This window comes from Abyssisolibacter fermentans, from assembly GCF_001559865.1.
Taxonomy (GTDB): Bacteria; Bacillota; Clostridia; order Tissierellales; family MCWD3; genus Abyssisolibacter; species Abyssisolibacter fermentans.
Genome location: NZ_LOHE01000053.1, coordinates 1 through 15,564 on the forward strand (window position 1 = coordinate 1; position 15,564 = coordinate 15,564).

The window sequence follows — 15,564 nt, forward strand, 5'->3', positions numbered from 1 at the left end:
ATACCGAGTTGGTATGTCAAGAATTTGATGGATATCTTATAATCAGAAGGATGCAGTATAGTATTTAATTTTCTATGAATAATCTGGGATAATTATTTATTTCTTATAACTCATAGGAAATGAAATAATAAACGCATTAGTAATGGTAAATATTAATACAAACTTATTTTATACAGATTTTTTAGGGCAAAGATTTCTACTTTTATAAGTGGTTTCTAATTAGGTTGGACAGAGTTTCTATCTGATTGTGATGTTTAGTATAGATCTAAGCGATTTCACTTTAGTTCCAAATCTAAGGAATGATTTATATCTTTATATAGTTTAAACATAAAATTATGAAATTCTTTTTCAGCCTTAATTAGTTTTTTTACTTCAGGGATTTTGGAAAGACTTTTGAATTGCTTATCTATTTCTAAAGCTAGATATTCTTTTTCTTTTTTTGGTTTATTAGTAGAAAATAATTCGAAACGTTTTTTTTGAAGTGATTCTATTTCGGATTTTAAATCTTTATATCTTTCTATATTTACCTTTGAATTTTGAAATTCAATAAATTCTTTAGTTCTTTTTATTTCTTTTATGAGTTCTTTTTTTCTCTGATCCAAATTCATATTATTCACCTCTTTAAATATTTTGAAATTAGTTAGTTCATATCAATATATGCTTAATGCTATGTATACGTGATTTTTTCTAGTATTATATAAAAATATGAAAAAATTAATATAGCAAAAAGAGCTGATATTTAAACAGCTCTTTACATATTTATATACAATAAATCAAATTAAAACCAAAGTATATAAGGAAATTAGTTTATATGAATAATGTTATATTTTTTAGCTTTATTAATAATAGTAGTATGAGAAACTCCTAAAACTTTAGCTGCCTTACGATAGCTTTTATATCTATTCAACGCTTTAATAATAGTTTCTTTTTCACAAATTTCTACTACGTCTTTTAGTTTAATATCATCATCAAAAGAAAATTTAGAAGAAAAAGTTTTTGTTTTTCCATGAAAATCTATGATTAGATGTTCAGTTTTTAATAGATTATCAAAACATAAATTCATTGCTCTTTCAATAACATTTTGCAACTCTCTTATATTACCGGGCCAGTTATATTCCATTAAAGCATTTATAAAAGCTAATTCAGCGCCAGAAACATTTTTATTTAACTTTTTATTCAATTTTTCTATAAAAAATGTAACTAAATTTGGAATATCATCAAGTCTATCTCTTAATGGTGGAATATACACAGGAATTACATTTAGTCTATAATATAAATCTTCTCTAAATTCTCCATTTCTAATCATTTTTTCTAAATTTCTATTAGTAGCTGCAATTATTCTGACATCAACTTTTTCTTCTTTAGTACTTCCGATTTTCCTGATTACTCCTTCTTGAAGAACCCTTAAAAGTTTTGCTTGAAGTACCATAGATAGTTCTCCAATTTCGTCTAGAAACAGGGTGCCTTCATCTGCTTCTTTGAACAATCCATCTTTACCTGATGTATTTGCACCAGTAAAGCTTCCTTTTTCATAACCAAATAATTCACTTTCTATTAAGTTATCTGGAAGTGCAGCACAATTTATAGTAACAAAGTTTTTATCAGTCCTATTACTTAAATTTTTAATAGCTTTTGCTAAAAGTTCTTTTCCAGTGCCGCTCTCACCTCTTAAGAGAATTGTAGAGTTACTTTTTGCTACAGATGAACATAATTTTTTACATTTTTCCATAGCAAAACTGTTACCAATGACCTCCTTAAATGCACCTTCTTTAATAGTAGATACAACATTAGCAATTTCTATAGCTTGTTTAATATCCTTTAAAGAAGCAACAACACCTATAGTTTTGTTATAATCGTCTTTTATAGGTCGGCCTGTTGTAAGATAATGACTTTCACCTCTATTATTTTTTATATTAATTTCAATGTTATCATATTTTTCACCAGTTTGTAATAATTTAGCCATAGGTGTGTCTATATTAAAAAGATGATTAATGTTTTTTCCTATTACTTCTTCTTTTTTATAGTGGAATATTTGTTCGCAATAATTATTGAAGAATTCGATTTCCATTTTATTATTTATTGCTAAAATTCCTTCATCTACAGAATCTATAATTGCTAAAAGGTTTTTTTCATTTTGTTCTTTTTTGAGAAGATTTATTTCATGTACATCAATTACACCTTCTACACTGTATAGAGAGGATATTAAAGCTTTCTTTGCTTCATCTGGAATACCTTCAATTTTAATTTGTCCATTTTTGGGTAATACTTCTAAAGAAATTAAATTAATATTTAACTCATATATTTTATGTAGTATGTCTAAAGCCATTCCGATTCTATCTTTTGATAGTACTTCAAGTCTAGTATATTTTTTAGTGGTAGGACGTAGTTCTTTTTCGAGTTTAGTATGGTTATTTAAATTATTGATCTCTAATATTTTTTTAGGTTTTTGAGATATCTGTACATTTTCAGACTTTAAATTTTTCACATTAACATCCTTTCAACTTTATTATGCTAATACTTTAATTAATATTATATACATATTATGATATTTTTACAATATGATAAATTAGATATAGGTTTAATATGTAACAAAGTAAAAAGCTAGATTATTAATTTACTCCTAGGAACAAAGTGAGTAGGAATATTAGAATGCTAATAATAAATATTGTGGAAAATTGATGCAATAAAAGGATTTATAGATATAAGTATAGAAATATATGTAATGTCAAGAAATAGAATTATTGATGTAAAAACAATAGAAATTTTAGAATGTTAAAACAATATATAAAAACAATTATTAGATACATTTTACATTTCAATAAATTACAATAAGGATCATACTAAATTAATTTTGTTTTAAAATTAAAATAAAGGGGTCTTTTAAATGAAAAAAATTGGTATTATTATTTGTGGTCGTTACCAAAACTGTGGTGGTGGGAAATGTTTTAGAGCAATGAAGGAACATGTAGGGGGTTTTTCAGTATATCCTAAAGATGAAGAACTAGAAATTGTAGGTTATTCTTATTGTGGAGGGTGCCCTGGAGGTAATATAGAATATGTACCTCAAGAAATGATAAATAATGGTGCCGAATCAATTCATTTGGCAACAGGAATGGTTGTTGGATATCCACCGTGTCCTAGAATAACTCATTTTAAAGAATTTATTGAGAATCACTATAATATACCTGTCGTGATTGGAACACATCCAATTCCATTAAAATATTATAATTCACATAAAAATTTATCATTTTGGAATAAAATGAACATGGGTACTATTGCAAAACATTTAATAGAGGAAGCTGATGATATAAAAAAATCATATGATTAATATATAAAATAATCAATAATATTAAATGATTATTGGTATTTTAAAGTTAGTTGCTTGTGTTTTAGTATATAGCAAAAATTAAAGAACCTAATACCAGTTTTTTATTATACATTTATAAATCTGGTATTAGGTTTTGATTATTTAATAATTATTTTATTCAACATCCATTAATTTTATGTCATCAGGTATGATTAAATTAGCATCTGTCTTACTAATTACTTCTTCCACAGTTACGTCAGGTGCTAATTCTTTAAGTACTAAGCCTTCATCTGTTACAGATAAAAATGCTAATTCAGTTACAATTGCATCAACAACCTTTGCACCTGTTAACGGATAAACACATTCTTTTAATATTTTTGGAGCGCCTTTTTTAGTACAATGCTCAGTAGCTACGATAACTCTTTTTGCTCCAGTTACTAAGTCCATAGCGCCTCCCATACCCGGTATGAGTTTCTTAGGAATCATAAAATTAGCAAGGTTACCATCTTGGTCAACTTGAAGTGCACCAAGAACTGTAATATCAACATGACCTCCCCTGATAATAGAGAAAGAAGTAGCACTATCGAAATAGCAACCACCAGTTAAAATAGTTACAGGTTGACCACCTGCATTAGCTAAATCCTTATCTTCTTTTCCCTCTTCTGGAGCAGGACCTAATCCTAAAAATCCATTTTCAGATTGAAATGTTACTTCTATATCATCAGGAACATAATTAGCTACCATAGTAGGTAAACCTATTCCCAGATTAACTATATCACCATTATTAAGTTCTTTAGCAACTCTTTTTGCGATGAATTCTTTACTGTTCATTGTTTACCCCCTCTACAATATGATCAACAACCTCACCAGGAGTCATTACTAAATGAGGGTCAATTTCTCCTATTTCAACTATTTTTTCAGCTTCAACTATAACAGTTTCTGCTGCCATAGCTATCAATGGATTGAAGTTTTGTGTTGTTTTGCTATAGAAAATGTTACCTTTTTTATCTACAATAGATCCACCTACCAATGCTACATCAGCTTTTAATGGAAGTTCTAACAAATATTCTTTATCATTAATTGTAATTTTTTGCTTTCCTTCTTCTACTATAGTTCCAATACCAGTAGGAGTTAAAAAACCACCTAAACCAGCTCCACCAGCTCTTACTTGTTCTGCTAGTGTACCTTGAGGTACTAGAACTACTTCTGTTTCTCCTTCAGACATTTGTCTTCCTGTTTCCTTGTTAGTACCAATATGTGATGCAATTACTTTTTTTACTTGCTTATTAACAATCAATTTACCAATACCAATTTCAGGGAAAGCAGTATCATTAGCAATTAATGTTAAATTCTTAACACCTTTTTTAACTAGAGCATCTATCAATCCATGAGGGTTTCCTGTTCCGAGAAATCCTCCTATCATAATAGTCATACCATCTTTTATTTTATCTATTGCTTGGTCATATGAAATAATCTTATCCAAAGTTGCACCTCCAAATCTATCTTTCAACGAGTAAAGCAGTTCCCATTCCGCCACCAATGCAAAGTGTTGCTAATCCTTTTTTAGCATTACGTTTATCCATTTCATATAGTAATGTAACTAAAATTCTTGCGCCAGAACATCCTATTGGATGACCTAAAGCGATAGCACCACCGTTTACATTAATTATTTCTGGATTTAAGCCTAAATCTCTAGTTACTGCAATTGATTGCGATGCAAAAGCTTCATTTGCTTCAATCAAATCTAAGTCATCTATTGACCAGTTAATTTTTTCGAGTGCTTTTTTAGTTGAAGGCACAGGTCCATAACCCATGATGCTTGGATCAACACCTGCTGAAGCATATCCTTTAATGACAGCTATTGGTTTTATACCTAATTCATCAGCCTTTTCTTTAGACATTACAATAAGCATAGCTGCACCATCATTTATTCCTGATGCATTACCAGCTGTTACAGTACCATCTTTTTTAAATGCCGGTCTTAGCTTACTTACTTTTTCGATAGTAGCACCATGTCTTGGAAATTCATCTGTATCAACAATTATTGGATCTCCTTTTCTTTGTGGAACTGCAACTGGAACTATTTCATCTTTGAATCTATCAGTTTTCTGAGCTTGTTCTGCCTTGTTTTGACTAGCTACAGCAAACTTATCTTGTTCTTCTCTGGATATTTTCCATTGCTCAGCTATATTTTCAGCTGTTATTCCCATGTGATATTTGTTAAATATATCAAATAAACCATCATGTACCATGCTGTCTACTAGTTTTCCATCTCCCATTCTTAGTCCCCATCTTGCTTTAGGCAAGAGATAAGGAGCTTGACTCATGCTTTCAGTTCCTCCACATAATATGATGTCTGCATCATTAAGCATGATAAATTGTGCAGCCATACTTACTGCTCTTAAACCAGATCCACAAACTTTGTTAATTGTCATAGCAGGAACTTCGCTAGGAATTCCGGTATGAATACTTACCTGTCTTGATACATTTTGTCCTAAACCAGCACCTAAAACATTACCGATAATAACTTCATCTACCATTTCAGGTTTTATACCAGCTCTGTTTAATGCTTCTTTTGCAGCTACAACCCCTAAATTTACTGCAGATACCTTTGATAATCCACCATTAAAACTTCCAATAGGAGTTCTAACAGCTGATGCAATAACAACTTCTCTCATTGAAGCGCCCCCTTACAAGAAAATTTTAGAAATATGTTTAAAACTACTTTTTATAGTTTGCAAAATTACTCATAATATTAACAATGCATCGATATATGTAATAATAATAAAGTTTACTTCTTTCTTATTTCTATTACTGATACAGCAAAATATATGCCAAAAATATCTAAATGAAAGAAGATAGCTTTAAATAGGCATTTTGGAAGGAATAGACTAATAATAGTTAATTCATAGTTACTAATTAAAAGATAAATATATGCAATATTGCATATGCATAATAGATTTTGATTTGCATTTATGCATATAATTACTTGCATTAGGCTAATTAATGTGAGAATATATAAGTATATCCATAATTTGCAGGGAGGAAATGATATGAATGATGCATTAATTCATCCTAATCTTAATAACATTTATTTAGGTTTTGTTATAACGGATACTGAATATAATATAAAGGAATATAATTATGTTTTTAGACACTTTTTAGAAGATACTAACGAAAATATAAGTAACAAAAACTTAACTGCTTTCTTTCCTAACATTAGCAAATATGTTTTTAAAAATTATAAAGTTATTGAAATGATGAATAATAATAGTACTTTCTATGTTAAAGGGAATGAAATAAAGTTAATGGAAAAGAAATATTTTATTTTTTTCTTTGCTGATTTTTCTATAAAGTATGAACTTATTGATCAGATTAAGTACTTAAACGAACAAATATATTTTTATAGTGAAATGTTTAATAAATTACAAGATGGAATTTATATAACAGACGAAGATGGGAAAACTTTATATGTAAATGATTCTTTTGCAAATTTATCTGGTCTTTCTAGAGATGTATTAATTGGAAAGAAAGTGAATGAATTAAGAAGATTGAATATACTACCAAATTCATGCTGTAGAAAAGTCATTGAAAATAAAGCACCAGTTTCAACAATTAATAACTATTACAAAGGTCAAAAATGTCTTGTGAGTGGATCTCCTATTTATGATTCAAATAACAATTTAAAAAGAACTATTGCTGTTGTAAGAGACGTATCTGAGTTAGATCTCTTAATGAAAGAAATTGCAAAAGATGAGACGTTATCTTTAAGTTATGCAAAGAAAATCAATACTGAAATTAACTATAATAAAAATGATCAGATTGTTTCAGAGAATAAATATATGAAATCTATTTACAAAAAAATAAAGAAAATTGCGAATGTTGATAGTACAGTATTACTTTTAGGAGAAACAGGTGTAGGTAAAGATTTTATAGCTTCATATATTCATAAAATTAGTGATAGAAGCAGCACAGGTAGTTTAATTAAAATAAATTGTGGTGCAATACCTGAACATCTCTTAGAATCTGAGCTTTTTGGATATGAAGAGGGTGCATTTACAGGAGCTCAAAAAGGTGGTAAAAAAGGTCTTTTTGAGGAAGCTAACGATGGGACTTTGTTTTTAGATGAAATAGGAGACATGCCGTATACATTACAGGTTAAACTTTTGAATGCTATAAATGATAAGAAATTTCACAGATTAGGAGGGACAAAAGCTATTGAGTTTAATGCACGAATTATATCAGCAACAAATGCTAATCTTGAAAAATTAATCGAAGAAAAAAATTTCAGAGTTGACTTATATTATAGATTAAATGTAATTAATATTAGAATCCCATCTTTAAAGGAACGTAGAGAAGATATACTAGCACTTGCAAGAAGCTTTTTGGAGTATTATAATATCAAATACAAAAAATCATGTTTTTTTTCTCCAGATCTTCTAGAATTATTTTTAGTTTATTCATGGCCGGGCAATATAAGAGAAATGAAGAATTTAATAGAGAGGCTTGTAATAACATCAGATCATGCACAGATAGATTCAAATATTTTTCATGACCAAGTTTCAAATAAAATTAGAACAAGTGCTTTAGAATATCAAAAAATAGTTTCAGAATCAGAAAATGAAACATTACCACTCAAGAAACAGATGGATTCATACGAGAAATCTATAATACAGAAAACGATATCTAGTACTAGAACACTTAAACAAGCTGCTGAAAAGCTAGGAATTGATATATCAACGTTAGTTAGAAAAAAACAGAAGTACAATATATAATAATAAAAGGATTAAATTTGATTTAATCCTTTTATTATTATGGTAATTTTTTTAGTTTAATATTATTATTTACAATATAATTCAATATTCCAGATGTAATAATTAGTAAAGCTCCAATAACTGTCATAAAATCCAATGTTTCGTTCCATACCAAAAGACCAATAATACTTGAAAAAACAATGTTAGCATATGTATATATTGATAATTCACTTGCTGGTGCATATCTATATGCATAAGTCATTAGAAATTGTGCTGATGTTGCAAATATCCCTAAACTTATTAAGCGTGTTATTTGAGCCTGATTAGGAATAACAAATTGACCAGATAGCATAAAAGGTATCATTGAAATTGTAGATATAAATGTAAAGTATAATACAATAGTTTCGGGTGCATCTGTATGTCTTAGATACCTAATAGCTGTGTATGCACAACCGGCAAATAAGGCTGATGCTAAAGCTATTAGTGATGGAATTATAGTTAAATTCAATCCAGGTTTAATAACAAACCCTGCACCGAGTATAGCTAAAATTAATGATACAACTTGAAATTTTTTTATTTTTTCCTTTAGAAAAATATAAGATAATATTAATATAAAAAATGGTGAAAATTTATTTAGTATAACTGCATCAGCTAATCGAATTTTTGATAATGCCAAAAAATAACAAGCTACTCCAAGTAGTCCGCAAAAACTTCTGAATAATAATAGTCTTTTATTGTTTCCTAATAGGGGTTTACCTTTCTTCTTAACAATAATTAGAGCAAATATAAAGCCAAAAATATTTCTAAAGAATATTTTTTCTGTTACAGGTATGTTAGGGATAGATTTAACAGTTGCTGCCATTAAAGCAAAGAATAATGCAGACATAAGTATTAGAACTATTCCCTTTGATTTATTTTCCATACAAAATCCATAACCTCCTTATCCCATAATATTATTATGATAACATTTATGTATATTTAATACAATATTTATTTATAAACTATAAAGGTGCAATTTTAAACACATCTAATACCAGTCTGGTATTAAACTTAAATGTACTATTAACTAGCAACCAATATAGTTACTAGGAGACATGCAGGGTTTCTTTCTAAGGAACATTGGTGCGTATGTTTTTTCCTTCCACTTCTAATCAGAAAAAACATGTACACCACCGTGACGAGAAAGATTCCTGCATGGCTCCCTCGCTACATACTAGAGAGTTAAAACGAATTTAAACAATTATTTACTATAGAAAAATTGCAAACAAAGGCTGATTTGAATTGAAAAATTTTTCTAATGTTTTTGTACTGTTATAGTTTAAAATAGGTAATTGGATTTAGTGTTATCTAGTTATATTTTTTAATACATTAAATTTTGGAGGATTGACAATTTTTATTTTTGTCAAATAGACCTGTGAAATATGCTATAACGAATAAGCGATTCAGTTGCTAGAATGTAATTAGTGATTCTTTGTATAAATTTAAAAATGTTTGAAATAATAAATTATTGGGTATGTATGTTGAAGTTAGTATAAATCTAATATATGTCAAAATTTTCTTAAACTTCAAAGGAGGATACAAATGAAAAAAATATATTTAAAACTACTAGTAATAATGATTATTATGCTTTCATTGGTAGCTTGCACTAATAATAATGAATTACAAGATGCAGAAAAAGAATCTCAAGTTGGTATTAATGACAGTGTATACCAGAAAATAAGCCCAAAAGATGCTAAAGAAATCCTTGATGAAAATGATAGCATTGTTTTACTAGATGTAAGAACAAAAGAAGAGTATGATGAAGGACATATACCTAATAGTATACTATTACCTGTTGATGATATTAGAAAAGAAGCAGAAAATGTGATTACAGATAAAGACACTATAATTTTCGTATATTGTAGAAGTGGTAGAAGAAGTAAGAACGCAGCTTTAGAGCTAATTGATTTAGGATATACAAAAGTATATGATTTAGGTGGGATAATTGATTGGCCATATGAAGTAGAGAAGTAATAGTATAGGTAAACCTAACTTGTTTGTTATATTAAACTATGATTATCCATAGAAAATTATGAGCAGTGAACGATATCTATAAAAGCCCCACGGCATTATACCGAGGGGTTATTTTGGTTCTTTACTTTGTTATTGTAAAGCTTAAGCCCAATCGTTTCTGCTAATTATTTTAACATAAGATTAAAACGTTTCTTGGCTTCCTACAAGGGTTCATTGAGCTTTGGAGGTGCTGTAATTACGTTAAAAAAAGAGAGTATTTCAACTCCCTCGTAATTATTATGTATTTAAACGTTAGTATGCTATTCTCTGTTATTATGAATTAAGTAATTTTTCTAATTAATACATTAAACAAGAAGAATGTACAATAATGGAATACTTATAACCTTATTGATTAGTCTTAAGTATTAAATCATCCGTAATTTCAGCAATTCGGTCAACATTATTTAAATAGATAAAGTGATTACCATCAAGAATTTCATGTTTTGCATGTTTACCAATTCGTTCAAGATGTTTATGTTGATATTCTTGAGGTGTAATTTTAAGCTGTTTATTTGGAGTTTCGTAAGTATGCTTGGAAATAATTTTGAAGTATGGAACAGATTCAGGGAATGGCAAGTCCATGGTTTGTTTTATAAACTCAGAGGAATTTGCCATCTGTTTTAAAACGGTACCATTTATTGTAAAACCTGAAAATACAGTTATATCATTTATTTCAGTTTGAGTAAAGCCTTTTGAAAATAAATCGTTTTTATTTATAGCTAAAGGTGATAAAATTGAGGTGATACCTATTGCTTGTTGGAATTTTGCAATTTTAAGTATTGATTTGTAAATAGCCGGCATTTCTTCATAATAAGCAGTTGAAGTACCATCAAGAGAGATAACAGCATCTACTTCATGGGGATATTTCGTAGCGTAATATTCACTGTAAACACTTGAAATCGAGTGTGGCATTAAAATATAAGGTGCTTTAAAACCCGCTTGGCTGAGTGCTGTTCTTGTTTCTTTTACATAATTTTCACAGGTACGTGGCTTTGAAGTTTCACTGCTAAAGCCTACACCAAAATACTCGACACAAACAACTGTATATTTTTCACTGAGTTTACGCATGAGCGGAGCAAAATCAGCAGATGGAAGAGAAACACCCATACCGGGAAGTAATACAATTGTTTTTTCACCATTGCCCATTGAATAGACATGCATCTGTCCGTCGTCAACATCAACAAGCTGACCATAAGGTTTTATTTGTTCTAATTTTCCTTTAAAATATGTAGCGTGTAAAATCGCACCAATTAACATGAAAACTGCAATCGCTGCAACTATTATACCGAATATCATCATAATCTTTTTTCCTCTTTTCATTTTTGATTTAGTCATTTTACATACTCCTTATTATGAAGGTGAGGATATTATAGATATATCCCTGACCTTTCTTCCTTCCGCTGATTCAAAGCTGTATTTCACAAGAATCTCGCGTATTTCTGCTAAAAATTGGTCGAATTCAGTATCGTTCATCATCAGCACAGTATTGTTCAAAAAAATTTTGTCCTTTGCAGGATCAGAGTTTTTGTCACTGAAATAATTGTGAAATTTTGCGTAATTGCACATTAGAAATCCAAAGGCATTTTGGTCAGCGTTTTCAATGGTGTTGTGTTTTGTAACATTTGGAATGTTCAAAGCAAGTGTTCTTTCAAGACTTCCTCTAATTTTTTTTTCTGATACAACAGACAGAATATCGTTATCAATGAGAATATTTATATGACGATACATGGTTGTTCGTGGTACATTACTGATTTTTTTACAAAGCTCAGTCGCGGTAATGCTTTGATTGGAAGCAAGTTCCTGGATAATTCTCATCCGGATAGGATTTAACATTATCTCGTTTATATTTTTCATAATATACCCTCCTTTTAGTTCCATTTATAATTATAATACCACAAATGGAATTAATCAAGTAAAAAATTGACCCATTTTATGAGTCTGCATTTGGGATTATATAAATAATCTGTACTTCGCATTTTTATAAGATTATGTCTTAATGTATTATATCTTCTTATCCAATCATTTTATCATCAAAACAATTTTTAATCCTCTTTCTTTTTTAAAAAGATAGCATCATTAAAGGAGATACCAAAAGCTAAACCCAAAGAAGAAGAAAATTCTCTAAATAAATCTAAGGTTGAAGGTCTAAAAACATAATCAAAAATATAATTCGAAGTACCAAATAAAATAAAGAAAGCAATAAATTTAAATAGCCTTTTTCTTATCTCAACCCATTTTAACTTTTTTTAATTTAAAATAGTAATAAAAATAACATACAGAAGTAGAAAAAAACCAAAGAATATATATCCTATTCCGAATTTGAAAGCAATGCTACTGTCAATAGCTTTATAAACCATCCAGAGTAAAATTATAGTTCCAATTAAAAATAGTGTATAAAGAATTCTTGTGAAAATTAATATTGTGTTTTTTTCATTTTATACCTCTTTAAATTTTATTTCATAGCATCTAAAGATTTTTTTATAACTGATTGTACCATATTTGATAGACACTTTCTTTAATGGGTCTATAATACATTATAATTTATATCAAAAAAATATATATAATTGATATATATACAAAAGGTTACTTCAAGAAAAAGTGCGTTTAAAACTGGAGCTAAAAAAATGTAATAGTATTTATTAGCGTTATTACATTTAGGAGTAAAAAATATTCATTTAGAATCAATTCTTCAGCATTTTTATCACCAAATGTAGTTCAGGTTTTAGTTGATAAATTTGGTATTGGATCATTAACTAATGTAGGTGATGATATAATGATGTTTATGAAATAAATTTATAGTTAAAAAAACTACAAACATTATAGATAAATATACGGTTGTAGTTTTTTAAGTAAAGAAATGAATGCATTCCTAAAATATAACAAATAAACAAAGATTTAATACTTGTAATAATAACTGAAAATTGTTAGCATATGAGTACATTCGAATATACTCATATAATAGAGGTGAAAATGCAATATGGTTCAATTATTTAAGGTGTTGGGAGATAAAAATAGGCTAAGAATATTAAATTTATTAATTCATGCAGAGTTATGTGTTTGTGAAATCGAGGTTATATTAGAAATGACACAATCTAATGTGTCAAGACATCTAAGTAAGCTAAGGAGCGTTAATCTTATATGTCCATCAAAAGATGCTCAATGGGTACATTATAAGATTAGTTCTACAGTTGAAAAAGAAAATGAATTTATAATAAAATTTCTAAGGCAGAAATTCAAAACTGAAGATGTATATATTTCTGATATTAAAAGATATTTAAAATACAAATCAAGTAACTTGAACTGCCAAATGATTAGAGAAGATAAGAACAAGGTATTAAAGATTATTAAGGAGGATTAAATATTGAAGAATAATGATATTAAAGTATCAGAAGAGATGGGATTATTTGAGCGCTATTTAACGTTGTGGGTATCACTATGTATTATAGCGGGAGTTATGATTGGTCAGTGGTTTCCGTTGATACCTAAAACTTTAAGTAAGTTTGAATATGCCCATGTTTCAATTCCGGTTGCTATACTCATTTGGTTAATGATTTATCCCATGATGTTAAAAATTGATTTTTCAAGTATTGTAAACGCTACTAAGAAGTCAAAAGGACTTTGTATAACATTAGTTATAAACTGGCTAGTTAAACCTTTTACAATGTATCTTATAGCGACTTTTTTCTTCAAATATGTATTTATAAATTGGATTGGAACCCAGCTGGCAACAGAATATCTTTCAGGGGCAGTTTTATTGGGAGCAGCACCATGTACTGCAATGGTTTTTGTGTGGAGTCACTTAACAAAGGGAAATCCTGCATATACGTTGGTACAAGTAGCAATAAATGATTTAATTCTACTTTTTGCATTTGTTCCAATAGTTGTTTTTTTACTTGATGTAAGTAATGTAACAGTACCATATGATACATTGCTGCTTTCGGTAGTATTATTTGTTGTTATTCCATTAGCAGGAGGATATATTTCAAGAAAATATATAATAAAAAATAAAGGGATAAAATATTTTAAAAATGTGTTTTTAAAGAAATTTGATAACATTACAATAGTAGGTTTATTACTAACGTTAATTATTATTTTTTCGTTTCAAGGAGAAAATATTATAAATAATCCACTGCATATTGCATTGATTGCTGTACCACTTATTATTCAAACATTTCTAATTTTCTTCATTGCTTATGGTTGGTCAAAATCATGGAAATTAAATCATGATATAGCTGCTCCAGCAGCAATGATTGGTGCGAGTAATTTTTTTGAGCTTGCGGTTGCTGTTGCGATTTCTTTATTTGGGCTAAAGTCAGGTGCTGCATTAGCAACAGTAGTAGGAGTATTAGTCGAAGTACCACTAATGCTTACTTTGGTTAAAATTGCAAACAAAACGAGATATTGGTTTGACATATCAAAAAATTAATATATCTAAAATTTTATTACTATATTAAATTCATAAAAATTTAAAAAAATAAAGTATATATATAATAAATAGGAGGGAAACAATGAAAATTAAACTTGGCTTTGTATGCGTTCATAATTCTTGCAGAAGTCAAATGGCAGAAGGTTGGGCAAAGAAATTAGGAAGCAATATATTTGAAGTTTATTCAGCTGGGACACAGGAGTATCCTGAAGTAAAACCTTTAGCAGTTCAAGTTATGGAAGAGGTTGGAGTAGATATGAATGGACATAAACCAAAGTTGCTTTCAGCTATACCAGCAGAACTAGATGTTTTGATAACGATGGGTTGCAATGTTGTTTGTCCATTTGTTTCTAATAGACATATGGAAGATTGGGGTCTAGAAGATCCTTCTGGTGGTTCGATAGAAAAATTTAGAGAAACAAGAGAACTGATAAAAACGAAAGTAGAAGATTTGATCAAACGAGCTCAAAATGGCGAATTTTTGAATAAAGATGAGATTTAAAATCAATGTTTTTAGTATGAAATTATATATAACTAATAGAAAAAGATATATTTCGTTACTTATTAAAATCAAATTATTAGATAAAACATAGTGGCAATTAAACCTTTATTATAAAAAGACTAATCAATAATGTAAATATTTCTTTACAAATGTAAAGATATATTTACATTATTCCATTAAATATGGTTATAACATTTTACATCTTATATTCTATTTGCATACAAGAGTCTAAAAATACACTTTTTAATAAGATAAAAGATTTGGCACAATACTTGCGTTATTATACAGCATTAAATGATTATAACTTTTATTATTATATAAAATTATTTTTAAGGAGAGATATAAATGAACAAGGAATATTTAAAAAACAAAGGTTTTGCTACTAAAGCTATACATGGTGGACATATTGGCGACAAGCAATTTGGAGCATTAGCTACTCCAGTATACAGAACTTCTACATTCGTATTTGATTCTGCAGAGCAAGGTGGAAAAAGATTCGCATTAGAAGAACCTGGATATATAT

Annotated in this window: 14 protein-coding genes and 1 pseudogene; 7 read left to right on the plus strand and 8 right to left on the minus strand. The window is 28.6% G+C overall.

Annotated elements, in window-relative coordinates; all coding sequences use genetic code 11:
* Window positions 1-275: 275 nt before the first annotated feature.
* Window positions 276-608: a YlbF/YmcA family competence regulator gene (locus AYC61_RS08840; protein WP_066500121.1), complete on the minus strand. Its 333-nt coding sequence runs from the start codon at window positions 606-608 to the stop codon at window positions 276-278.
* Between the two features lie 194 nt (window positions 609-802).
* Entirely contained in the window at window positions 803-2,326 is a 1,524-nt protein-coding gene (locus AYC61_RS08845) for a sigma 54-interacting transcriptional regulator (protein ID WP_066500160.1), read from the minus strand.
* A gap of 558 nt (window positions 2,327-2,884) precedes the next feature.
* On the opposite strand from AYC61_RS08845, the gene AYC61_RS08850 reads away from it, so the two are divergent.
* Window positions 2,885-3,328: a CGGC domain-containing protein gene (locus AYC61_RS08850; RefSeq protein WP_066500124.1), complete on the plus strand. Its 444-nt coding sequence runs from the start codon at window positions 2,885-2,887 to the stop codon at window positions 3,326-3,328.
* 153 nt (window positions 3,329-3,481) lie between these two features.
* Here the strand turns inward: AYC61_RS08850 and AYC61_RS08855 are convergent, their stop codons facing one another.
* From AYC61_RS08855 to AYC61_RS08865, 3 genes are read right to left on the minus strand one after another with little or no spacing between them, the layout of a single operon-like run.
* Window positions 3,482-4,138: a CoA transferase subunit B gene (locus tag AYC61_RS08855; RefSeq protein WP_066500135.1), complete on the minus strand. Its 657-nt coding sequence runs from the start codon at window positions 4,136-4,138 to the stop codon at window positions 3,482-3,484.
* Window positions 4,128-4,790, minus strand: coding sequence for an acetate CoA-transferase subunit alpha (atoD, locus tag AYC61_RS08860; RefSeq protein WP_082759873.1), 663 nt, complete (start codon window positions 4,788-4,790; stop codon window positions 4,128-4,130). Before atoD ends, AYC61_RS08855 begins: the two co-directional genes overlap by 11 nt.
* A gap of 16 nt (window positions 4,791-4,806) precedes the next feature.
* Window positions 4,807-5,985, minus strand: coding sequence for an acetyl-CoA C-acetyltransferase (locus tag AYC61_RS08865; RefSeq protein ID WP_066500137.1), 1,179 nt, complete (start codon window positions 5,983-5,985; stop codon window positions 4,807-4,809).
* Window positions 5,986-6,360: 375 nt separating this feature from the next.
* Here AYC61_RS08865 and AYC61_RS08870 point away from each other — a divergent pair, with 375 nt between their 5' ends.
* Window positions 6,361-8,082, plus strand: coding sequence for a sigma-54 interaction domain-containing protein (locus tag AYC61_RS08870; protein ID WP_066500138.1), 1,722 nt, complete (start codon window positions 6,361-6,363; stop codon window positions 8,080-8,082).
* Window positions 8,083-8,119: 37 nt separating this feature from the next.
* Here the strand turns inward: AYC61_RS08870 and AYC61_RS08875 are convergent, their stop codons facing one another.
* Window positions 8,120-8,983, minus strand: coding sequence for a DMT family transporter (locus tag AYC61_RS08875; protein ID WP_066500147.1), 864 nt, complete (start codon window positions 8,981-8,983; stop codon window positions 8,120-8,122).
* A gap of 659 nt (window positions 8,984-9,642) precedes the next feature.
* Between AYC61_RS08875 and AYC61_RS08880 the strand changes: the two genes are divergently transcribed.
* Entirely contained in the window at window positions 9,643-10,074 is a 432-nt protein-coding gene (locus tag AYC61_RS08880; RefSeq protein ID WP_066500149.1) for a rhodanese-like domain-containing protein, read from the plus strand.
* 384 nt (window positions 10,075-10,458) lie between these two features.
* Here the strand turns inward: AYC61_RS08880 and AYC61_RS08885 are convergent, their stop codons facing one another.
* Both AYC61_RS08885 and AYC61_RS08890 read right to left on the minus strand, forming a co-directional pair.
* Window positions 10,459-11,448: an alpha/beta fold hydrolase gene (locus AYC61_RS08885; protein WP_242866771.1), complete on the minus strand. Its 990-nt coding sequence runs from the start codon at window positions 11,446-11,448 to the stop codon at window positions 10,459-10,461.
* 15 nt (window positions 11,449-11,463) lie between these two features.
* Entirely contained in the window at window positions 11,464-11,967 is a 504-nt protein-coding gene (locus AYC61_RS08890) for a helix-turn-helix domain-containing protein (protein WP_066500153.1), read from the minus strand.
* Between the two features lie 1,123 nt (window positions 11,968-13,090).
* On the opposite strand from AYC61_RS08890, the gene AYC61_RS08895 reads away from it, so the two are divergent.
* From AYC61_RS08895 to AYC61_RS21220, 4 genes and pseudogenes are all read left to right on the plus strand, one after another.
* On the plus strand, window positions 13,091-13,471 hold the full coding sequence (locus AYC61_RS08895; RefSeq protein ID WP_066500156.1) for an ArsR/SmtB family transcription factor: 381 nt from the start codon (window positions 13,091-13,093) through the stop codon (window positions 13,469-13,471).
* Between the two features lie 36 nt (window positions 13,472-13,507).
* Entirely contained in the window at window positions 13,508-14,539 is a 1,032-nt protein-coding gene (arsB, locus tag AYC61_RS08900) for an ACR3 family arsenite efflux transporter (RefSeq protein ID WP_066500178.1), read from the plus strand.
* Between the two features lie 82 nt (window positions 14,540-14,621).
* The gene (locus AYC61_RS08905) at window positions 14,622-15,041 is read left to right on the plus strand and encodes an arsenate reductase ArsC (RefSeq protein ID WP_066500158.1); all 420 of its coding nucleotides are present in this window, start codon (window positions 14,622-14,624) and stop codon (window positions 15,039-15,041) included.
* Window positions 15,042-15,386: 345 nt separating this feature from the next.
* Window positions 15,387-15,564, plus strand: a pseudogene (locus AYC61_RS21220) (PLP-dependent transferase); the annotation flags it as partial.

Excerpts from the sequence above, each read along its gene's own strand:
- AYC61_RS08840 (WP_066500121.1), bottom strand. The coding sequence starts at position 608 with ATGAATTTGGATCAGAGAAAAAAAGAACTCATAAAAGAAATAAAAAGA.
- AYC61_RS08845 (WP_066500160.1), bottom strand. The coding sequence starts at position 2,326 with ATGGCTTTAGACATACTACATAAAATATATGAGTTAAATATTAATTTA.
- AYC61_RS08850 (WP_066500124.1), top strand. The coding sequence starts at position 2,885 with ATGAAAAAAATTGGTATTATTATTTGTGGTCGTTACCAAAACTGTGGT.
- AYC61_RS08855 (WP_066500135.1), bottom strand. The coding sequence starts at position 4,138 with ATGAACAGTAAAGAATTCATCGCAAAAAGAGTTGCTAAAGAACTTAAT.
- AYC61_RS08865 (WP_066500137.1), bottom strand. The coding sequence starts at position 5,985 with ATGAGAGAAGTTGTTATTGCATCAGCTGTTAGAACTCCTATTGGAAGT.
- AYC61_RS08870 (WP_066500138.1), top strand. The coding sequence starts at position 6,361 with ATGAATGATGCATTAATTCATCCTAATCTTAATAACATTTATTTAGGT.
- AYC61_RS08875 (WP_066500147.1), bottom strand. The coding sequence starts at position 8,983 with ATGGAAAATAAATCAAAGGGAATAGTTCTAATACTTATGTCTGCATTA.
- AYC61_RS08880 (WP_066500149.1), top strand. The coding sequence starts at position 9,643 with ATGAAAAAAATATATTTAAAACTACTAGTAATAATGATTATTATGCTT.
- AYC61_RS08885 (WP_242866771.1), bottom strand. The coding sequence starts at position 11,448 with ATGACTAAATCAAAAATGAAAAGAGGAAAAAAGATTATGATGATATTC.
- AYC61_RS08890 (WP_066500153.1), bottom strand. The coding sequence starts at position 11,967 with ATGAAAAATATAAACGAGATAATGTTAAATCCTATCCGGATGAGAATT.
- AYC61_RS08895 (WP_066500156.1), top strand. The coding sequence starts at position 13,091 with ATGGTTCAATTATTTAAGGTGTTGGGAGATAAAAATAGGCTAAGAATA.
- arsB (WP_066500178.1), top strand. The coding sequence starts at position 13,508 with ATGGGATTATTTGAGCGCTATTTAACGTTGTGGGTATCACTATGTATT.
- AYC61_RS08905 (WP_066500158.1), top strand. The coding sequence starts at position 14,622 with ATGAAAATTAAACTTGGCTTTGTATGCGTTCATAATTCTTGCAGAAGT.